Genomic DNA, 20,039 nt, shown 5'->3' with positions numbered 1-20,039 from the left:
GGTTGCGACGGGAGCGTCAATTGAAACGAGCCAGTGCCGTCCCGGTTCTCTGGGCAGCGTTCGGTGCGGCGGCCGGTTCGACCGTCGTCGAGCTGCTGCTCTGGCCGATCGTCGGCGACGACGCGATCGGCAACCTGTTACGCGACACACGCCTCACGGCGGCCATCGTGATGGGGCACGGCGTGCTCGGCGCGTCCGCCGGCTTCGATCCGTGGGTCATGGCGGTGGCGACCCTCGTGCATCTGGTGCTGTCGCTGGTCTATGCGGCCGTGCTGGCGAACGCGATTCGCAACCTGTCGCTCGCGGCCTCGCTCCTCGCAGGCGGCGCGTTCGGCCTCATCCTGTACGGCGTCAACCTGTACGCGTTCACCGCGATCTTCCCGTGGTTCATCCCGGTTCGTGGCGCGATCACGCTCGTGGCCCATCTGGTATTCGGGATCACGGCAGCGGCTGCCTACCGCTTCGCCAGGCGCTAGGCCGGGCGCCAATCGACGGTGCCTGCGTCGATCATTCGCACCAGACCCCTGGAATAAGCCGGCGCGCTGCATCGTTTAGCCGTCAGGAGACCCTGCACGAAGCGGCGGCACGTGAGCGCCGCGCGATGAATCGTGCGCGAGCAATCCGATCTGCCGGGCGCCGTCAGCCGCGCCCGCGGTCGAGTGGTCGGGGACAATCAGGCAGGAGCCGATCATGGGCAACTGGTTTCGATCCGGGATAGGGTTCGTCTGTCTCGGCTGTTCCGCGGCGGTCTTTGCGCAAACGTACGACGATCTGGCGGACGAGACGACGAACTGCCGGGCGGTCGTCGCGCAAGTGAACATCGACGGCACGGAGCAGCAAATCGTCGGGCGTGCGTGCCTGCAGGACGATGGCACATGGCAGTTCGTGCAGAGCGCCGATGGTAGTGTTTTATGGTATCCGGCGGCGGACTATCCGTATGCCGACCTGGGGTACTGGGGGCCGCCGCTTTTTATCGGCGCAGGTGTGGGCTTCGTGTTCGTCGATCGCTTCCACCACTTCCATCATTTCCACCACTTCGATCGCGTCGTCCACTTCAACGGTGGGGACCATCGCCGCGTCGGCGTGCCGATCGGCGCCGGCTTTCACCACGGCGCGTTCCCGGCCGGCACCGCCGGCCACGGATTCGGCGGCATGCATCCGTTCGGCGGCGCGAGCGGATTCGGTGGAATGCGGCGACATTAGGCGGTGTTTGCGGCCGGACGCGCTGCCGCCGTACACCTGCTAATCGAGCCGCCCGCGCAAATCGTCGAACGGAATCATCACGTGCGTGCGATACGCGGGCCGCGCTTTCAGCCGCTCGTACCACGCTTGCACATGCGGGAGGTCCGGCCGCGCGATGTCGAGTTCGAAGTAGCGATACAGATGCGTGCCGGCCGCGATGTCGGCAAGCGTGAGCGCGTCGCCCGCGAGAAATGGCTGACCGGCCAGCGCCGCATCGAGCGCCTGGAAGTGCCGCGCGCACTGCGCGATGCTTTGCTCGACGCGCACCGTGTCGCGCTGCTCGGGCGGGGTCCGGAAGTAGCCCCGGAACACGCCGTTCAGGAACGTCGGCTGCAACGTGGTTTGCGACCAGTCCATCCAGCGGTCCGCGCGCGACTGTTCGGCGGGGTCGTCGTGCCAGAAGCCGGGGCGTCCGTAACGCGCGGCAAGATAGCGCAGGATGCTGTGCGATTCCCAGACGACCGTGCCGCCGTCGTCGATCACGGGGATGCGCCCGTGCGGATTCATCGCCAAAAAATCGGGCGTGTCGAGCACGCCGAACTGCCCGCCGGCCGGCACGTGCCGATGCTCGAGCGCGAGCTCGTCGACGAGCCACATCACCTTCTGGACGTTGAATGCATTGCGGCGCCCCCATACGGTCAGCATGCCGGCCTCCTTGTGTCGTGCGGAACGGGATCGCGACAGTGTAAACGCCGCAGGCGCGCACCGAGGTGCGCGCCTGCCGGCTGCCGTCGAGGTCGTCGTCGTTGCCGTGCGGCGACGCGATCAGAACTTGTGGCGAATCCCGACGATCGCGAGTTCCTGCGTATCGGTGCCGGAGTTCACGCCGTACGAGCCGACCGACGCGGCGGCCTTCACGACCGCGCCGTTCGCGTTGAGCGTGTTGCCGCTCGCCTTCTGGTAGCCGAACAGCGCATACAGGTCGGTGCGTTTCGACAGCGCGTAGTCGGCACCGAGGTTGACCTGGTTGTAGTGCGCGGAACTCGGCCCCGTCAGCGACGTGTAGTTGTAGCCGACGCCCGCGCGCAGTGCCGGCGAGAACTGCCAGTTGAAGAACGCCGAGCCGTTGTTGAATTTCGCGTTCTGGCTGAACGCCGAGAGCGTGTCCGCGCCGTACTGCGTGTTCGAATACGCGAGGCCGAAGGTGGCGGGCCCGGCCACGTACTGGCCGGCCACGCGCACGATCTGGATCGACTTCGCGCTCGAGAAGCCCTGGTTGATCACGGTGTTGAACAGCGTATCCGAGCTGCTCGACCACGTGCGCACGCCGTTCGCGACGGTGGAGCCGCCGTTCGCGTAGAAGAAGCCGGCGCCAAGCGACAGCGGGCCGTTCGCGTAGCTTGCGCCGAAGCTGTACGTGCGGCCGCTGCCAGTGGCGCCCGCGACGCCGCCGAAGCCGTACAGGCCTTCGAACTGGAAGCCCGAGATCAGCGGGCTCGTGTACTTCACCGAGTTGCTGACGCGCAGGCTGTTGTCGTAGTTGTCGAGGTCGCCCGGCGTCGCGAACACGCCGCCGAAGTAGTTGTCCTGCGTGAGGCCCTGCACGAGATCGACGACCGGATCGTACTGGCGGCCGAGCGTCACGGTGCCGTACGTGCTGCTCGCGAGGCCGACGACAGCCTTGCGGCCGAATTCGCGCGAGCCCTGGCCGAGTGCGCCCGTGCCGATGTTGAAGCCGTTCTCGAGCTGGAACAGCGCGGCCAGGCCCCCGCCGAGATCCTCGGTGCCGCGCAGCCCCCAGCGGCTGCCCGACAGGTTGCCGCTGCTGAACTTGACGAGGCTCGACGCGTTGCTGCCGTTCGCGTTCTGCGCGTTGTGCACGTAGGCAATGCCCGCGTCGGCGATACCGTACAGCGTGACGCTGCTTTGCGCGTGCGCGCCGGCGGCGAAGAGCGCGGCCGGCAGTGCGAGCAGTGCGAATGAACGGATCTGTTTCATTGTTGGATTCCCCCGTGGATCGATTGGTCTGACGAGTCGGTGAACGATACGGACGGCGCATCGTCGAGGGAACCAATAAATTGTCGGATCGTTATGAGGCGGCGCGGAGGTGGATGCGTGCGCAACGAATGGGCGGCGCGGGCGGGTCACCGGCGCATCGCGACGGGCGTGCCGCACGATCCCGTGCGCAGATCAGTGGCGAGCGTCGCCCGATGCGAACCGCCGCGGCAGTGCGGCATTCAACGTGTCATCCGCTTCGGGCTGCCACGGAAAGCGATCGCGGCCGAAACCGCCGCCGATCGCTGCGCCGTCATGGCTTATTGCTCCACGCTTTCCGCATCCGCCGTTTCCCCGAGGAACCCGCCACTCTGGTGCGCCCACAGCGCCGCGTAAATACCACCCGCCTGCAGCAACTGCTGGTGCGTCCCTTCCTCGACGATGCGCCCTTCGTCGAGCACGATCAGCCGGTCCATCGCCGCGATGGTCGACAGCCGGTGCGCGATCGCGATCACCGTCTTGCCGCTCATCAGGTCGTCGAGGCTGCGCTGGATCGCGACTTCGACTTCGGAATCGAGCGCGCTGGTCGCCTCGTCGAGCACGAGGATCGGCGCATCCTTGAGCATCACGCGCGCGATCGCGACGCGCTGCCGCTGGCCGCCCGACAGCTTCACGCCGCGCTCGCCGACCTCGACGTCGTAGCCGCTGCGCCCGTGACGGTCGCGCAGCCGGTCGATGAACTCGGACGCTTCGGCGCGCACGGCTGCGTCGTGCATCTCGCGCTCGGTCGCGTCGGGGCGACCGTACAGCAGGTTCTCGCGCATCGTCCGGTGCAGCAGCGACGTATCCTGCGTGACCATCCCGATCGCGCCGCGCAGGCTGTCCTGCGTGACGTGCGCGATGTCCTGCCCGTCGATCCGGATCGCGCCGCCGCCCACATCGTAGAAGCGCAGCAGCAGGTTCACGAGCGTCGACTTGCCGGCGCCCGAGCGGCCGATCAGGCCGATCCGCTCGCCGGGCCGGATCGTCAGGTTCAGCCCGTCGAACACCGCGCGATCGTTGTCCTCGTGCGCGAACTGCACGTTGTCGAACACGATCTCGCCGCGCTGCACCGTGAGCGGCTTCGCGTCGGGCGCGTCGACCACGCTGTGCACCTTCGTCAGCGTGTTGATGCCGTCCTGGATCGTGCCGACGTTCTCGAACAGCTCGGTCATTTCCCACATGATCCAGTGCGAATAGCTCGACAGGCGCAGCGCCATCGCGATCACCGCCGCGACGACGCCCGCGCTCGCCTCGCCATGCATCCACAGATATAGCGCGAGGCCGGTCGAGCCAACCAGCAGCAGCGTCGACAGCAGATGGTTGACGACCTCGAACGCGCTGACGAGCCGCATCTGCGCGTCGCCGGTCGCCTTGAACGCTTCCATCGCGCGGCGCGCGTGGTCGGCTTCGCGCCGCGTGTGCGAGAACAGCTTGACGGTCGTGATGTTCGAATACGCGTCGGTGATGCGGCCCGTCATCAGCGCGCGCGCATCGGCCTGGCGGCTGCCGACGGCACCGAGGCGCGGCACGAAATACGCGCACGCCAGGCCGTAGCCGAGCGCCCACAGCGCGAGCGGGATCATCAGCCGCCAGTCGAAGCTGGCCGCGAGCGCGAGGATGCCGATCAGGTACGCGGCGACGCCGATCACGACGTCGACCGACATGAACAGCGCATCGCGCACCGCGAGCGCGGTCTGCATGATCTTGGTCGTCACGCGGCCGGCGAACTCGTTCGCGTAGAACGACAGGCTCTGGTCGAGCATCAGCCGGTGAAACAGCCAGCGCAGCCGCATCGGGAAGTTGATCGCGAGCACCTGATGCTTGACCATCGTATGCAGCGCGATCAGCAGCGCACTGCCGGCGAGGATCGCCGCGAACCCGGCGAGCGTGCCGAAGTGCCGGCCGCCGAAATCGGCCGGCGTCGAGGACGCGAGCCAGTCGACCACGCGGCCCATCATCGCGAACAGCGCGGCTTCGTACGCGGCCAATGCGGCCGACGTCAGCGCGATCAGCAGGATCCAGCTGCGCGCGCCTTTCGTGCACGCCCAGACGAACGAGAAGAAACCCCGCGGCGGCGTGACGGGATCTTCGAGCGGGAAAGTCGGCAGGCGCCGTTCAAACCACGAAAACATCGACTTGTTCTCCTTGTGCGGCCCGACGCAGCGGGCGGGCCGATGATGCCGGGGCCGGATGCGACGCGGTCATCGTGTGCCGGCACGTCCGCCCGGCCGATGGACGTTGCGCCGCGATTCGCGTGGCCCGGCGTGAAGTGTCGCATCGATTCGATCGTGCTGCAGGCCGGTTGTAAGCCGCCCGGCCAGGCGAACGGCGTCGTCCTTGCGCGGCGGGCTCGCAGGCATGGTCATCGCGCCCTTAAAAAAGTCCTTGACTGTCTATCTATGAGTAGATAAAGTTCGATCCATGGAAACGAAACCGACCGTCCGCGAACAGATTCTCGATCATGCAATCACGCTGATGATGCAGCGCGGTTACAACGGCTTCAGCTATCGGGACCTGTCCGACCTGGTGGGCGTGAAGACGTCGAGCATCCACTACTACTTCCCGTCGAAGGACGATCTGGTGCTGGAAGCGGTGGCGGCTTACAGCGACGAAGTCCTCGCGGCCGTGCGGGCGATCGATCCGGCGCTGCCGGCCGACGTGAAGCTGAGCCTGTACACGAAGATGTTCGGCCGCACGCTGGGCGACGGCAACCTGATCTGCCTGTGCGGGATGCTCGCGTCCGACATCGAAACGCTGCCGGAGAACGTGCGGCAGGCGGTGCAGGCGTTCTTCACGGCCAACGAGCGCTGGCTCGCGGAATTGCTGGCGCAAGGCGCGAAGGAAGGCACGCTGCAGTTCAGCGGCGAGCCGGACACGGCGGCGCGCACGTTGTACGCGGCGTTCCAGGGCAGCGTGCTGGCCAGCCGGCTGTTTCATACGCGGGCGCGTCTCGAGGATGTCGAGGCCGTCTGGAAAGCGCGGTCCTGACGGGCGGCGCACGAGCAGTGAGGCGGTTCGCCGCCTTTTTATTAAATCTTGTTATCTATCATGTAGTAGATAGATAGGTGGCTGGCGCAGAGGAACCAATCCTCTGCATTTTTGGGGATGTTTGTCTATCTATGAGTAGATAAACAAATGCGAAGCCGGCGAAGAAGCCGCCGGCACGTGGTCCCCGGTTCGAGGGCTGTTTCATTCATTTGCTGAAAAAGGAGTCTGTCATGTCGATCGAAAAAGTGCTGTACCGCGCCCATGCAAAAGCCACCGGCGGCCGTGACGGCCGTGCGACGGTGCCCGAAAGCGGCCTCGACCTGAAGCTGACCACGCCGCGCGAGCTCGGCGGCGCGGGCGGTGCGGGCGCGAACCCCGAGCAACTGTTCGCCGCCGGCTACAGCGCGTGCTTCATCGGCGCGATGAAGTTCGTCGCCGCGCGCGACAAGATCGCGATCCCCGCGGACGCCGCGATCGAAGGCAGCGTCGGCATCGGCGCGATCCCGAACGGCTTCGGCATCGAAGTCGAACTGAAGATCTCGCTGCCGGGTCTCGATCGCGATGTCGCGCAAACGCTGATCGACCGCGCGCACGTCGTCTGCCCGTACTCGAACGCGACGCGCGGCAACATCGACGTCACGCTCACGCTCGTCTGATCAGTCGCACTGCAAACCATCCATCGCCATTCAAAGATTCGACCAAGGAGTTGCACCATGAAGATCGTCAAGCCGCTGCTGATCGCCGCCGCCGTGGCAGCCGCATTGTCCACCGCACCTGCCGCGTTCGCCGCCGGTGCCGACGCCGTCGGTCCCGACGCGACGACGAGCGCATTCCTCGCCGTGCTGAACGGCCAGAAGGGCCCGGGCCTCGAAACGCTGAGCCCCGCGAAGGCGCGCCAGGTGCTGGTCGATGCGCAGAACGGCACGAAGGTCGACCTGTCGGGCATCGACGTGTCGAACCGCACGATCGAGCAGGACGGCTTGTCCGTGCCGGTCACGATCGTCCGCCCGCAAGGCGCGACGGGCACGCTGCCGGTGTTCGTGTTCATTCACGGCGGCGGCTGGGTGCTCGGCGATTTCCCGACACACGAACGCCTCGTGCGCGACCTCGTCGTGCAATCGGGCGCCGTCGCGGTGTTCGTGAACTACACGCCGTCGCCGGAAGCGCATTACCCGGTGGCGATCAACCAGGCGTATGCGGCGACGAAGTGGGTGGCCGCGCACGGCGCGGAGATCGGCGTCGACGGCAGCCGTCTCGCGGTGGTCGGCAACAGCGTCGGCGGGAACATGGCGGCCGTGGTGACGCTGATGGCGAAGGACAAGGGCGGCCCCACGATCCGCTTCCAGGGGCTGATGTGGCCGGTGACGGACCACAACTTCAACACGGGCTCGTACAACGCGTATCAGCAAGGGCACTTCCTGACGCGGCCGATGATGAAGTGGTTCTGGGACGCCTATACGAAGAACGAAGCGCAACGCAACGAGATCTACGCGTCGCCGCTGCGCGCGAGCACCGCGCAGTTGAAGGGCCTGCCGCCCGCACTGATCCAGGTCGCGCAGTTCGACGTGCTGCGTGACGAAGGCGAAGCGTACGGCCGCAAGCTCGATGCGGCGGGTGTCGATGCGACGACCACGCGCTACGACGGCACCATCCACGATTTCGGCCTGCTGAACGCACTGGCCTCGGATGCGCCGACGAAAGCCGCGACGAAGGCGATGGCGAACGAGATCGCGACGCGGTTGAAGTAAGCGGGGGCCCGCACGCGCGCCGCGCTTGACGCGGTGCGCGTGAGACGACTCGGCGGCGGGCAGATGCCCGCCGTTTTTGCATGCCGCCGGTGCGCCGCCGACTATCCCGCGTCGGCCCGGCGCTGCTGCCCGGGGGCCTGCGCATGCAGCAGGCGTGCCATCGCCGCGCGCAGCTTGTCGCTCGGCACCGGCTTGTGCAGCAGCACGAACCCGCCGTGCTTCAGCCGGCCGGGCCGCCGCGCGGTCGTGTCGCCCGTGATCAGCATCGCCGGAATTGCCGTGTTGTACTCGTCGCGAATGCGCGCGATCGCAGCGATGCCGTTCTGGTCGCCGTGCAGATGCAGGTCGCAGATCAGCAGGGTCGGCCGGACCTCGCACGATGCCAGGCACGCGATCGCGTCATCGACCGACGCGGCCGTGACGACCTGGTAGCCCCAGCGCTCGAGCAGCATCGACATGCCGGCGCGGATCGCGCTTTCGTCGTCGATCACGACCACGAGGTGCGCGGCGGCCGTCGCCTCGTCGACGGCGATCTCGTCGGCGGCGCCCGGCAGCACGGCCGTGTCCAGCCGCACCAGCTGCAGTTCGAAGCATGAGCCTCGCCCGGGTTCGGAGCGCAGCGTCAGCGGACAGTCGAGCAGCCCCGCGAGGCGCCGCACGATCGCCAGCCCGAGGCCGACGCCCCGTTCGGGCTCGTCGCCGCGACGGCGCAACTGGTAGTAGTCGTCGAATACGCGCGCCTGCTGGTCAGCCGGAATGCCGCGCCCGGTGTCGATGAATTGCAGGCGAACGTGCTGGCGTGTGCGCCGGCAGCCGACGACGATGCGTCCGGTGTCGGTATAGCGCACCGCATTCGACAGCAGGTTGCGCGCGATGCGCTCGATCAGCACCGGATCGGAATCGACCACTGCGGTGCTGCGCACGTACGACAGCGACAAGCCTTTCCCGTGCGCGTCGGCGGCGACTTCGCGGCACACGCGCTCCAGCACCGCGCTGATCGCGAACGGCCGGCGATGGACGGGCACGACGCCCGCATCGAGCCGCGAGATGTCGAGGATCGCGGTGAACAGCGCGTCCATCGCGTTGACGGATTGGTCGATGCGATCGACGAGCAGCGTGCCGTCGGCCGGCATCGGCACGTGCCGCAACGCGCCGACGAACAGGCTCAACGCGTGGACGGGCTGGCGCAGGTCGTGGCTCGCGGCCGCGAGAAAGCTCGACTTGACGTGCACGGCCTCCGTCGCGAGATCCTTTTGCCGGCGGAAATTCTCGGCCAGCTGCGCGGCGCGCTGGCGTTCGCGTTCGGCGATCCGCTGTGCGCGGATCAGTTGCAACTGCATCTCGATCTGGTCGCGGAATTCCTCGACGAGCCGGATGTAGCGCTCCGAATACGCATTCTCCTTGCAGTCGAGCAGGCAGATCGTGCCGAACGGCGTATTGTCGGGCCAGCGGATCGGCAGGCCGAGATACGAGACCATGTTGACGCGCAGGTCCGGATTGTTGCGCCACTGCGCGGATTGCCGCGCATCCGGCACGACCAGCGTAGCGCCGCTCGCGATGACCGCTTCGCAGTAAAGCCCTGAGCCGTGCAGTTCGGCCGATTCGCCGGGATAGAACGGATTGCCGGTGTTGCGGCTCGCCACCAGCACCTGGATGTCGCGGCCGACGTTGCGCATGATCAGCCCGGCCGGCACGCCGACGATTTCCGCCATCAGGTCGACGAGGCGCTGCCAGCGCGCGATCACGTCGGCGGCGAGGTCGAACGGGACTTCATGGTCGGCCGGCGCGTCGGACGGCTCGTCGACAGGCGTCATGCGCACGCTCCTCGAACGGGCGGAGACAATGAGGAAAATTTAGGCGTTCCGCGCCGGCATGGCAATGTCGCGACGCAAGCCGGCGTCGGATCAGATGAGGCCGGCCTTCCTGCCGGCTGCCGCTGCCTGGGTGCGATTGATGACGTTCAGCGCTTTGAAGATCGCGGTGATGTGCGCCTTGATGGTTTTTTCGGACAGGCCCAGCTTGTCGGCGATGACCTTGTTCGGCACGCCTTCCGCGAGATAGCGCAGCACTTCGACCTGTCGTTGCGTCAGCATCGAACCGCGTGCTGCAGCGGCGCCGTCCTGATGCTGCAGCGCGGGGTCGTCGAGCACGAGCGGCGGTACGTAGCGTTCGCCGTTGAGGGCGATCCGGATCGCGGACAGCAGCGTGCGCGGGCTGGCGGACTTCGGCACGTAACCCATTGCGCCCTGCGCGAACGCGCTGCGCACGGCGCCGGGATCCTCGGACGACGACAGCACGATGACCGGGAGCCCCGGGCGCATCGTCGCGAAGACGGCGAGCGCGTCGAGGCCGTCCATGCCCTGCAGCTTCAGGTCGAGCACGATGGCGTCGAGGTCGGTGTGATCGTCGAGCAGCCGCACCGCATCATCGGCGCTGCTCGCCTGGACGACGACCGTGTCGTCGTCACTCTGGCGCAGCAGCATCTCCACGCCATCCCGCAGGATCGCGTGATCGTCGACGATCAGAATTTTCATGAGGACGCTTGAATAAGTGAATCCGGAGTCGGGCCGACACGAACGAACCGGATTGTACAAGACGAAAGTCTTAATACTAAAGTCGCTTTTGTCCTGCATCTGTCTTGCGTCTAACGTCGCATTTACATTCAGCGGAATATCGTCGAGACTCAATCACGACAGTTCGCAATGCAGGTGAATGCAGGCACGCCATTCGATGCGTCGCCGGCATCGCGGCGATGCGAGCGACGAAGCAAGCGGCCCTCTACGGGATTGAATGACGGCGCGCTGCACGCACACGATGTGCGTCGTTCGGCAACCGTGAATTTCGGTTATTCATGCCGAACGAAAAAATTAACGGTTCGTAATAACCGGATGATCGGCACGCATTTTGACGATGAATCATTGATCCTGATCGCGCATGAATCGAGGTGAACGATGAAGGTTGCCAACGACAGCGATGCAATGTGGGAACTGAACATGTCGTATCTCTGGCTTGCGCAGCGACTGCTGCAGTCGGATCGCGCAACCGGCATGTTCCGCCTGGGTGTGACCGCCGATGTCGCCGCCGCGCTGGCCGCGCTGTCGATGAAGCACATGAACGAGCTCGCGTCCGCGGGGCAGTTGATCTGCGCATTGCGGCCGGGCCGGTACGGTGTGCTGTCGGCACTGACCCGCGCGACACCGCCGGTCGATCTCGTGCGCGTGCACACCGCGATGGTGCTGGCCGGCCTTGCGCTACCCGACGAGGAAACATCATGAACGGCCGGGCAGGGCGACATGGCCTCGCGGACGACGCGCAACTGACGATTCACGCGGCGGCGCTGATCCGGCTCGGCGCGCGGCTGCAGATGCTGGAAGTGGAGTGCGGATTGCCGCGCGACCGTCTCGTGCGGCTGTATCGCGAAGTGCGCGGCGTGGCCGCGCCGAAGGGGTTGCTGCCGTCGTCGATCGACTGGTACATGACGTGGTTCGCGAACCTTCATGCATCGCTGTTCCACAGCATCTATCGCTTCCTGCGCAACCAGGCGGGCTGCACGCGACTCGAGGCGCTCGTCAAGGCCTATACGCTGTATGCCGAACAGGGCGATGCCGCGTCTTGCGCGTTGCCGCTGGACCTGACACGCGCCTGGATGCTGGTGCGCTTCGTCGATGTCGGCGTGCTCGACATCGCCCGATGCCGGGATTGCGGCGCGGCGTTCATCACCTACCGCCACGCGCTGCGCAGGCATCCCGTGTGCGTCGCCTGCCGGCTGCCGGCGCGTGCCGGCAAGCGCGCGGTCGGGACGTCGCCGCGCGTGGCGCCCGGCACGCGTCATGCGCGACGGCACGACGCACAGGTCGCCGTCGCGTCCCGTCGCGACAGCGGGAGCGCCGCGGACGAATCATCGGGAGAATGGTGTGCGATCTAGCGGGGCGAGGGCGGCCGCGGCACGACCCGCGCGGTCCGCGGCGAATCACGCTGGTCGGCGCCTCGCGTCGGCCGGGGCGGCGCGTTCGCCCGATGGCGAAGGCTGCGCGCATCCTGTGCGCATCGAGCCGGCATCGTGAACCTCCGCGGTCTCTCCATCCGGCAGCGGATGCGTGCCGGCTTCGTGCTCGTCGTGATGCTGACGGCAGTCGCGTGCGGCACGAATCTGTGGGAAAGCTATCGGCAGTATCGGCGGGGAATGCTCGACCTGCGCGATTTCGCGTTGATCGAGTGCGTGATGATCGCGTCGAACCGGATCTCGGCCGAACGCTGGCCGGCCAACCGGCTGCTGGCGCTGCGGCGGCGCGATTCGGCCGCGCAAGCGCAGGCCGTGCGCGATGCGCGCGCGCACACGGATCAGGCGCTCGATGCGCTGCGAGACGACCTCACGCGGGCGGCGGCGCTCGGTGCATCCGAGCGCGGGGCCGCGCTGCACACGCTCGAGTCGATACGCGCCGGGCTGGCCGGCGCGCGCGGCGAAGTCGATGCGCTCGCCGCGCGGCCCGCGGCGGCGCGTGCGACGTGGCAGGTGCAGGCTGCGCAGGACCGCATGTTCGCGGCCGCCGACGATCTGGCGGCGCTGACCAGCGGCGTGATGGCGGGCACGGCGATGCGTCATCCGGACACGGCCGGCGCGCTGGTCCTCGCGCGCCTGCTGGGCGACCTGCGTGAATACACCGGCCGGCTCGGCGCGCTGTTCGTCGCGCCGCTGGTGAGGAACGAGGCGCTCGACAATGATCGGCTGGCGCGCATCCTCCAGATGCGCGGGCGCATCGTGCAGCTCCGCGCACTGATCGCCGGCGCGATCGCGCCGCTGCTCGACGACGCGATGCTGTCGAATGACCTGGCCCGGTTGAACGACACGATGGACGGCAGCTTCCTGCCGCTCGTGGCCGCGACGCTTCGCGCAGGGCGCACGGGCACCTATGTGATGAACGCGGAGGATTTCGCGTCGCGGATCATGCGCGACCTCGACGCATCGGCGCACTTGCGCGACCACGTGCTCGACCTCACGCGGGCGCGCGCGGTGGCGCTGCGCGATGCGGCGCGCGTCCGGATGACGCTGTCCGGCGCCGAGGCGGCGTGTTGCATCGCGATCCTGTTCCTGCTCGTGCGCGGCACGCACCGGACGCTGTCGAAACCGCTCGATGCGCTGAGCCGGCGCATCGTCGCGTTGAGCGAGGGCGACGTATCGCCGATCGTCCGGATTCCGGGGACGAGCCCCGAGATCGCGCACGTGAACGATGCACTGGACGCGCTGCGCGGCGCCTACGTTCATCGCACGCTGCTCGAGCGGCAGCGCAACGACATGCTGACGCTGTTCTCGCACGACATGCGTGCGCCGCTCACCTCGGTCATCGTGCTCGTGAACGCGCCTGCCGCCTGCCCGCCCGACTGCGCGCTGCGCGAGCGTCTTCACGAGATCGGCGGGCTGGCGCGTCATACGCTGGCGATGGCGGACGGTTTCGCGCAGGTGTCGCGGGCGGAGGCGGGCGAGTACGCGTCGGAACTCGTCAACGTGGCCGACCTGATGAATCAGGCTCGCGACGAAATCTGGCCGCGTGCGCGGGACAAGCACATCGCGATCGACGACGTCCCGTGGTGCGACGACGCGCTCGTGCACGGCGATCCGGCGCTGCTGTCGCGTGCGCTGGTCAATCTGCTGGGGAACGCGGTCGACTACAGCGCGGCGCATACGCGCATCGCGTGCAGCGTCGAGGTGACGGACGACGGTGCTTCGGTATGCTGCGTGATTCGCGACGACGGCTACGGGATCGCGGCCGAGGATCAGGCGCGCCTGTTCGAGCGTTACCGGCGCTTTCGTCTGCCGGGACAGCCCGACACGAAGGGTGTCGGGCTCGGCATGGCGTTCGCGAAGGCGGTCGTGGACCGGCACCGCGGCGAGATCCACGTGCGCAGCGCCCCGTGGCAGGGCACGACCGTGACGCTCACGCTGCCCGTGGCCGGCGTGTCCCGCCACGCGCACGAGCCGGGCAGGGCGATGCCGACCGAACCGGTGCCGGGATGATGCGTGGCGGCGGGAGGCCGCACACCGTGCAGCAGCCGGTGGTGTCGTCCCGCAGCCGCACGCGGCGATGTTCGATCGCGCGTGAAGTTGGTAGGATCGCGCGTATCGTTCACGCCGGCGCCGCAAGCCGCCGGCGATCGGTCGCGCGGCCGTCCGGCAGCGCGGCCCCGTTCGGGAGAAGCGGTTCATGCTGCAGGCGTTCGCGGTCTTGCTGACCTTCCAGTGTCTCGGGGAAGGCGTGTCCTACCTGTTCGGCCTGCCGGTGCCGGGCCCGGTGATCGGCATGCTGCTGCTGTTCGGCTTCGTGATGCTGCGCCCGCAGGTGGCCGACGCGATCGAGCCGACCGCGCTCGAGCTGCTGCGCCATCTGTCGCTGCTGTTCGTGCCGGCCGGCGTCGGCATCATGGTGTCGGCCGACCGCGTGCGCGGCGATGCGGTCGCGGTCGTCGTCGCGCTGGCGGTGAGCACCACGCTCGCGATCGCCGTGACCGCGCTCGTCACGCGCGCGCTGCTGCGGCGCCAGCGGCGCGCGGGCGGCGCGGCGGAGGGCACGCGATGACGGCCTTCCCGACACTCGGCGCGATCTGGGTCTATCTCGCCGCGACCCCGCTGCTGGGCCTGACCATCACGCTGCTCGCCTATCTGCTCGCGCAGGCCGTCTATGCGCGGGCGCGCTTCAACCCGCTCGCGAACCCGGTGCTGATCGCGGTCGCGCTGATCGTCGTGCTGCTGACGATCACCCGCACGCCGTATCCGACGTATTTCGAAGGCGCGCAGTTCGTCCACTTCCTGCTCGGCCCCGCGACCGTCGCGCTCGCGCTGCCGCTGTACCGCCAGTGGTCGAAGCTGCGCCGCGCCGCGGTGCCGCTGCTGGTCGGCCTGCTCGCGGGTTCGCTGACCGCGATCGTGTCGGCGGTGGGCATCGCGGCGCTGTTCGGCGCGTCGCACCAGACAATCGCGTCGCTTGCACCGAAATCGGCGACGACGCCGATCGCGATGGCCGTCGCGGCCGAAATCGGCGGGATTCCGTCGCTCACCGCCGTGCTCGTGATCTCGACCGGGATTTTCGGGGCGGTGTGCGCACGCGGGATCCTCAATGCGCTGCGGGTCGACGAACCGGCCGTGCGCGGCTTCGCGCTCGGCGTCGCGTCGCACGGGATCGGCACCGCGCGCGCGTTCCAGGTCGGCGAGGAAGCCGGCGCGTTCGCCGGGCTCGGGATGGGGCTGAACGGCGTGCTGACCGCCTTCGTCGTGCCGATCCTGCTGCCGGTGCTGTCGCGCTGGATCTGAGCGCCGGCCGGGCCGGGTTATCGGTTTCCCTGATGGCGCCGGCGCGGCGCCGAAACGGCGGCTCTCGCGGTGCGCATGTATCGTGGCCGTTATCAGGAGAATTCAGGAACGCACACGGACAACGGAATACTGATCGGCTAACGTTGCAACGGCGCCGATGTCGCAAGCGGTCGCGTGCGCGCCGGTGTTCGACCCATTATCAACAATCGACAAGGAGATCCGGCCATGAAGCAGTCTCGCGTGGTATCGGTGGCAGTGGCAGTAACGGCGTCGTTCGGTCTGCTGTTGACCGCCGCGCCGGCGGCATACGCGCAGGATCCGGCGTCCGCGCCGACGCAGAAGCAGCTCGACAAGGCGCAGAAGAAGGCGGCCCGCAAGGCCGCCCGGGCGCGGCATGCGTCGGACCTGAAGGCGATCGGCACGGGCAGCGGCTACCGGTTGACCAACGACCAGAGCAACTATCCGCAGAACGCCGCGCAGAAGGCGCCCGCGACGAAGGCGGCGCCGGCCGCCCCGGCATCGGGCCAGTAACGGCCGCAACCCGGGCACAGCGCGAACGGCGCCGGATCGACCGGCGCCGTTCGCGTATGTGCGGGGCGGCCCGAACCGCCGGGCCGCCGCGTTACGACGCGAGCTTGCTCGCGATTTCCGCGACGTGCTTGCCCTGGTAGCGCGCGATGTCGAGCTCGTTCGCGCTCGGCTGGCGGCTGCCGTCCGCGCCCGCGAGCGTGGTCGCGCCGTACGGCGTGCCGCCGGTGATTTCGTTCATGTTGACGAGGCCGCTGCAGGCGTACGGCACACCCACGATCACCATCCCGTGGTGCAGCAGCGTCGTGTGGAACGACGTGATCGTCGTTTCCTGGCCGCCGTGCTGCGTGCCGGTCGACGCGAACACGCTGCCGATCTTGCCGACGAGCGCACCCTTCATCCACAGGCCGCCGGTCTGGTCGAGGAACGTGCGCATCTGGCCGGCCATGTTGCCGAAGCGGGTCGGCGTGCCGAAGATGATCGCATCGTAGTCGGCGAGTTCGTCCACCGTCGCGACCGGCGCGGCCTGGTCGACCTTCACGCCGATCGCGCGGGCCTGGTCGACGGGAATCGTTTCCGGCACGCGCTTGAGCGTGACCTCGACGCCGGCCACCGATTTCGCGCCTTCCGCGATGTGCTGCGCCATCGTTTCGACGTGCCCGTAGGACGAGTAGTAAAGAACGAGTACCTTGGCCATGTTGCGAATCTCCGATTAAAAGGGCCCCGCGTTCAGCGGGGCCCGGTTTCCCGAACGGGCGTCATGCCCATTCGGCCGTCACTTCGACCGGACGCAGGTCGAACACCAGCACTTCGGCATCCTTCCCGTCGGCGAACGTCAGCGCCTGTTCGTCGCGGATGCGCACGCCGTCGCCTTCGCCGAGCGTCACGCCGTTGACCGTCACGCTGCCGCGTGCCACGTGCACGTAAGCAAAGCGGTTCGGCGCCAGTTCCAGCGTCGCGCGTTCATCGCCGTCGAACAGGCCCGCGTAGATCCGCGTGTCCTGCCGGATCTTCAGCGAACCGGCGTCGCCGTTCGGCGAGACGACGAGCGCGAGCTTGCCGCGCTTGTCGTCGGCCGTGACGTTCGTCTGCTGATAACGCGGCTCGGCACCCTTTTCGGCCGGCCCGACCCAGATCTGCAGGAAGTGGACCGGCAGTTCCGGCGAGTGGTTGAACTCGCTGTGGCGCACGCCGGTGCCGGCGCTCATCAGCTGCACGTCGCCCGGCACGATCACCGAACCGGTGCCCATCGAGTCCTTGTGTTCCAGCGCGCCGTCGAGCACGTACGACAGGATTTCCATGTCGCGGTGCGGGTGCGTGCCGAAGCCGCGGCCCGGGGCGACACGGTCGTCGTTGATCACCAGCAGGTCGGAGAAGCCGACTTGCTTCGGATCGTAGTAGTTCGCGAACGAAAACGTATGACGGGAGCTGAGCCAGCCATGCTCCGCACGGCCACGTTGGTTTGCTGCACGGGTTTCGATCATGATTTTTGTTCCTCAAGACGCCGGACCTCGGAAGTGAGCCCGGCCGTTCGTTGAGATGAATCTTAGGTCAATCGATTTGACAAATAAATGGCTGTAGAGATAATGACTGTCGCTATGGAGTGGACAATATGGAACTGAACGATCTCAGGATCTTCGTCGCGACGGTCGATGCGGGCAGCTTCACGGCGGCGGCCGACCAGCTGATGCTGTCCAAGCAATTCGTCAGCCGGCGCACGATGGCGCTGGAGGCGTCGCTCGGCGTGCGGCTGTTGCACCGGAACACGCGCAATCTCGCGGTGACCGAATCGGGGCAGGAGTTCTATGCGCGCGCGCAGCGGATCCTCGCGGAGATCGCCGACGCCGAGCAGGCGATGTCGGTGCGCAGCACCGAGCTGCACGGGTCGCTGAAAATCAGCGCGCCGCTGTCGTTCGGGATCACGCACGTGTCGCCGCTGATCGCCGAATTCCTGTCCGCGCACCCGGCCGTGCGGCTGAACCTCGACCTGACTGACCGGCGCGTCGACCTGATCGGCGAGGGCTTCGATCTCGTGCTGCGGATCGGCTCGCTCGAGGATTCGACGCTGATCGCGCGCCCGCTCGGCGCGTGGCGGATGATCGCGTGCGCGAGCCCCGCGTACCTGAAGCGGCAGGGCACGCCGCAGACGCCGGCCGATCTCGCCGGCCATACGTGCGTACTGTACGGGCGCGAGCGGCGCATCGGCTGGGAATTCCGCGTCGACGGCGCGGCGCGCACGTTCGACGTGCAGGGGCCGCTCGTCGCGAACAACGGCGAGGTGGTGCGCGACGCGGCGATCGCCGGGCTTGGCATCGCGCTGCTGCCGGATTTCATCGTCGGCGGGGCGCTCGACAGCGGCGCGCTCGTGCCGGTGCTCGACGCGTACGCGCCGTCGCCGATCACGCTCAATGCGGTGTTTCCGCAGCATCGTGAAGGGTTCGTCACGCTGCGCACGTTCATCGGGTTTCTCGCGGAACGGCTCGGCGACGCGGCGCCGGCCGCGAAGGGCGGGGCGGGCCGGGCGCGGTAGCGGGCCGGTTTGCGGGGAATGGGGGTGCTATTCTCCGCATGATTTGCGGAGAATATTGAGTCATGCGGTGAATCGGTGGGATAATCTCCGCATCATGAGCGGAGATTACACCTACATCTGGGAGTCGGCCGACTGGCCCGCGTGGCGCTTCGACCTCCCTGCACTGGCGACGCCACTCGCCGACGTCAGCCGTGCGCAAGGCATGCTGGCCGGCCGGCTGGCGGATGTCGGCCTGGCGCTGCGCGACGAGGCCAGCCTCGCCGCGTTGACGGAGGACGTCGTCAAGACCAGCGCGATCGAGGGGGAAAGCCTGAACGTCGCATCGGTGCGGTCGTCGATCGCGCGCCGGCTCGGGGTCGACATCGGCGCGCTGGCGCCGGTCGATCGTCACGTCGAGGGCGTGGTCGACATGGTGCTGGACGCGACCGCCCATGCGGCGGCGCCGGTCACCGACGCCCGTCTGTTCGGGTGGCATGCGGCGCTGTTTCCGACCGGCTATTCGGGGATGTCGCGGATCACGGTCGGCGGCTGGCGCACCGATGCCACCGGGCCGATGCAGGTCGTGTCCGGCCCGATCGGCCGGCAGCGCGTGCATTTCGAGGCGCCGCCCGCCGCGCGCCTCGCCGGCGAGATCGCGCGCTTTCTCGCGTGGCTCAATGCCGAGCCGGTCGAGCCCATGCTGATCCGCGCCGGCCTGGCCCACCTGTGGTTCGTCACGCTCCATCCGTTCGACGACGGCAACGGCCGGATCGCGCGTGCGCTCGGGGATCTGGTCCTCGCGCGCGCCGACCGCAGCCCGCAGCGCTTCTACAGCCTGTCGGCGCAAATCCAGCGCGAGCGCAACGCGTATTACGACGTGCTGGAGCGGACCCAGCGCGGCTCGCTCGACGTCACGGAATGGCTCGCGTGGTTCCTGACCGCGCTCGGCAGGGCCATCGACCACGCGCACACGACGCTCGACGCGGTGCTGGTCAAGGCGCGCTTCTGGCAGCGCTGTGCGGGCTTCGCGATGAACGAACGCCAGGTGAAGGTGATGAATCGCCTGCTCGACGGCTTCGAGGGGAAGCTGACCTCCACCAAGTGGGCGGCGCTGGCGAAGTGCTCGCAAGACACCGCGCTGCGGGACATCACGGAGCTCGTCGAGCACGGCGTGCTGCGCCGCTCGTCGTCCGGCGGCCGGAGCACGAGTTACGAGCTGATGCCGGTTAGCGGCTGACGCCGGCCCGGGTCATGACCGGTGGGCGTTGGCCGCGACGGAGCGCAGTCGGGTTGCCGCTTCGATCGTTGCCGCGTTGACCGGGCAACACAGAGCTACACCGGGCCGCGCCGGGCAGTGGGCCACTGGCCCAAGCGATTGCCCGCGTCTGGCACTATCCCGCGCCTTTTTGTCTTCGAATACTGGATTCGAGCCCGGATGTCGTACCGGCGACATCCGCCGCCCCCGCGTACGCCCCTTCCGTACGAACCCGCTTTCAAGGAGACACGCATGCTCAGGTACCTGATCGGCATCGGTATTCCGTATCTCGGCGTGATCGGCGTGCTGCCGTGGGCGGCCGCGCAGGACCGCTACGTGCTGGGCGTGCCGTTCATCTTCATGTGGATCTTCGCGTGGTTCGTGCTGACGTCCGGCTGCCTGTTCGCGTGCTGGATGCTGTTCGACCGCCGCGCGAGCGGCGCCGCCTAGCGCACGCATCCGCTGCTTGCGGACCGCCGGCCACCCGCG

Annotated in this window: 22 protein-coding genes; 15 read left to right on the top strand and 7 right to left on the bottom strand. The window is 67.8% G+C overall.

The annotated features are described in order from the left end of the window. Positions 1-20: 20 nt before the first annotated feature. A complete protein-coding gene (locus LGM56_RS14135; protein ID WP_226205230.1) occupies positions 21-476 on the top strand; it encodes a sodium:proline symporter in 456 nt (151 codons plus the stop codon). A 214-nt stretch (positions 477-690) separates the two neighbouring features. Then, entirely contained in the window at positions 691-1,203 is a 513-nt protein-coding gene (locus LGM56_RS14130; RefSeq protein WP_226205229.1) for a hypothetical protein, read from the top strand. A gap of 39 nt (positions 1,204-1,242) precedes the next feature. Here the strand turns inward: LGM56_RS14130 and LGM56_RS14125 are convergent, their stop codons facing one another. The 3 genes from LGM56_RS14125 to LGM56_RS14115 form a co-directional block, all read right to left on the bottom strand. Further along, positions 1,243-1,887, bottom strand: a complete 645-nt coding sequence (locus LGM56_RS14125; RefSeq protein WP_226205228.1) for a glutathione S-transferase family protein — start codon at positions 1,885-1,887, stop codon at positions 1,243-1,245. A gap of 120 nt (positions 1,888-2,007) precedes the next feature. Beyond that, on the bottom strand, positions 2,008-3,180 hold the full coding sequence (locus tag LGM56_RS14120) for a porin (protein ID WP_226205227.1): 1,173 nt from the start codon (positions 3,178-3,180) through the stop codon (positions 2,008-2,010). Positions 3,181-3,497: 317 nt separating this feature from the next. After that, positions 3,498-5,351: an ABC transporter ATP-binding protein gene (locus LGM56_RS14115; RefSeq protein ID WP_226205226.1), complete on the bottom strand. Its 1,854-nt coding sequence runs from the start codon at positions 5,349-5,351 to the stop codon at positions 3,498-3,500. 289 nt (positions 5,352-5,640) lie between these two features. Between LGM56_RS14115 and LGM56_RS14110 the strand changes: the two genes are divergently transcribed. The 3 genes from LGM56_RS14110 to LGM56_RS14100 all read left to right on the top strand — a co-directional run bounded on the left by LGM56_RS14110 (position 5,641) and on the right by LGM56_RS14100 (position 7,955). Next, on the top strand, positions 5,641-6,207 hold the full coding sequence (locus LGM56_RS14110) for a TetR/AcrR family transcriptional regulator (RefSeq protein ID WP_089448963.1): 567 nt from the start codon (positions 5,641-5,643) through the stop codon (positions 6,205-6,207). 230 nt (positions 6,208-6,437) lie between these two features. Next, on the top strand, positions 6,438-6,863 hold the full coding sequence (locus LGM56_RS14105) for an organic hydroperoxide resistance protein (protein ID WP_046547194.1): 426 nt from the start codon (positions 6,438-6,440) through the stop codon (positions 6,861-6,863). 57 nt (positions 6,864-6,920) lie between these two features. Further along, positions 6,921-7,955, top strand: coding sequence for an alpha/beta hydrolase (locus LGM56_RS14100; RefSeq protein ID WP_226205225.1), 1,035 nt, complete (start codon positions 6,921-6,923; stop codon positions 7,953-7,955). Positions 7,956-8,056: 101 nt separating this feature from the next. Here the strand turns inward: LGM56_RS14100 and LGM56_RS14095 are convergent, their stop codons facing one another. Together LGM56_RS14095 and LGM56_RS14090 are read right to left on the bottom strand one after the other, a co-directional pair. After that, positions 8,057-9,769 (bottom strand): ATP-binding protein, encoded by a 1,713-nt coding sequence (locus LGM56_RS14095; RefSeq protein ID WP_226205224.1) that lies wholly within the window; start codon positions 9,767-9,769, stop codon positions 8,057-8,059. A 90-nt stretch (positions 9,770-9,859) separates the two neighbouring features. Continuing rightward, on the bottom strand, positions 9,860-10,588 hold the full coding sequence (locus tag LGM56_RS14090) for a response regulator (protein WP_226205223.1): 729 nt from the start codon (positions 10,586-10,588) through the stop codon (positions 9,860-9,862). A 69-nt stretch (positions 10,589-10,657) separates the two neighbouring features. On the opposite strand from LGM56_RS14090, the gene LGM56_RS14085 reads away from it, so the two are divergent. The 7 genes from LGM56_RS14085 to LGM56_RS14055 all read left to right on the top strand — a co-directional run bounded on the left by LGM56_RS14085 (position 10,658) and on the right by LGM56_RS14055 (position 15,789). Next, positions 10,658-10,903 carry a hypothetical protein gene (locus tag LGM56_RS14085; RefSeq protein ID WP_226205222.1) on the top strand — a complete coding sequence of 82 codons (246 nt, stop codon included), beginning with the start codon at positions 10,658-10,660 and terminating at the stop codon, positions 10,901-10,903. Positions 10,904-10,906: 3 nt separating this feature from the next. Continuing rightward, positions 10,907-11,230 carry a flagellar transcriptional regulator FlhD gene (locus LGM56_RS14080; RefSeq protein ID WP_039355302.1) on the top strand — a complete coding sequence of 108 codons (324 nt, stop codon included), beginning with the start codon at positions 10,907-10,909 and terminating at the stop codon, positions 11,228-11,230. Beyond that, positions 11,227-11,880, top strand: a complete 654-nt coding sequence (locus tag LGM56_RS14075; protein ID WP_226205221.1) for a FlhC family transcriptional regulator — start codon at positions 11,227-11,229, stop codon at positions 11,878-11,880. Before LGM56_RS14080 ends, LGM56_RS14075 begins: the two co-directional genes overlap by 4 nt. Before the next feature lie 135 nt (positions 11,881-12,015). After that, positions 12,016-13,968 (top strand): sensor histidine kinase, encoded by a 1,953-nt coding sequence (locus LGM56_RS14070; protein WP_226205220.1) that lies wholly within the window; start codon positions 12,016-12,018, stop codon positions 13,966-13,968. 187 nt (positions 13,969-14,155) lie between these two features. Then, the gene (locus LGM56_RS14065; RefSeq protein ID WP_089429982.1) at positions 14,156-14,527 is read left to right on the top strand and encodes a CidA/LrgA family protein; all 372 of its coding nucleotides are present in this window, start codon (positions 14,156-14,158) and stop codon (positions 14,525-14,527) included. Continuing rightward, entirely contained in the window at positions 14,524-15,258 is a 735-nt protein-coding gene (locus LGM56_RS14060; RefSeq protein WP_226205218.1) for an LrgB family protein, read from the top strand. Before LGM56_RS14065 ends, LGM56_RS14060 begins: the two co-directional genes overlap by 4 nt. Positions 15,259-15,483: 225 nt before the next feature. After that, the gene (locus LGM56_RS14055) at positions 15,484-15,789 is read left to right on the top strand and encodes a hypothetical protein (protein ID WP_069249854.1); all 306 of its coding nucleotides are present in this window, start codon (positions 15,484-15,486) and stop codon (positions 15,787-15,789) included. Positions 15,790-15,880: 91 nt separating this feature from the next. Here LGM56_RS14055 and wrbA read toward each other — a convergent pair whose 3' ends face one another. Together wrbA and LGM56_RS14045 are read right to left on the bottom strand one after the other, a co-directional pair. Beyond that, complete coding sequence (wrbA, locus tag LGM56_RS14050) at positions 15,881-16,483, bottom strand: NAD(P)H:quinone oxidoreductase (RefSeq protein ID WP_039355294.1); 603 nt, start codon at positions 16,481-16,483, stop codon at positions 15,881-15,883. Positions 16,484-16,544: 61 nt separating this feature from the next. Next, entirely contained in the window at positions 16,545-17,270 is a 726-nt protein-coding gene (locus LGM56_RS14045; protein ID WP_089498966.1) for a pirin family protein, read from the bottom strand. A 128-nt stretch (positions 17,271-17,398) separates the two neighbouring features. On the opposite strand from LGM56_RS14045, the gene LGM56_RS14040 reads away from it, so the two are divergent. The 3 genes from LGM56_RS14040 to LGM56_RS14030 all read left to right on the top strand — a co-directional run bounded on the left by LGM56_RS14040 (position 17,399) and on the right by LGM56_RS14030 (position 20,000). Beyond that, positions 17,399-18,316 (top strand): LysR family transcriptional regulator, encoded by a 918-nt coding sequence (locus LGM56_RS14040; RefSeq protein ID WP_089429978.1) that lies wholly within the window; start codon positions 17,399-17,401, stop codon positions 18,314-18,316. Between the two features lie 94 nt (positions 18,317-18,410). Continuing rightward, positions 18,411-19,532, top strand: coding sequence for a Fic family protein (locus tag LGM56_RS14035; protein ID WP_226205216.1), 1,122 nt, complete (start codon positions 18,411-18,413; stop codon positions 19,530-19,532). Between the two features lie 270 nt (positions 19,533-19,802). Further along, the gene (locus LGM56_RS14030; RefSeq protein WP_085040323.1) at positions 19,803-20,000 is read left to right on the top strand and encodes a DUF3311 domain-containing protein; all 198 of its coding nucleotides are present in this window, start codon (positions 19,803-19,805) and stop codon (positions 19,998-20,000) included. The last annotated feature ends 39 nt before the right edge of the window (positions 20,001-20,039 follow it).

Source organism: Burkholderia sp. AU38729 (assembly GCF_020419725.1).
GTDB lineage: Bacteria > Pseudomonadota > Gammaproteobacteria > Burkholderiales > Burkholderiaceae > Burkholderia.
Note: the sequence above shows the minus strand (reverse complement) of the source record. Positions and strands in the feature narration are given on the sequence as shown.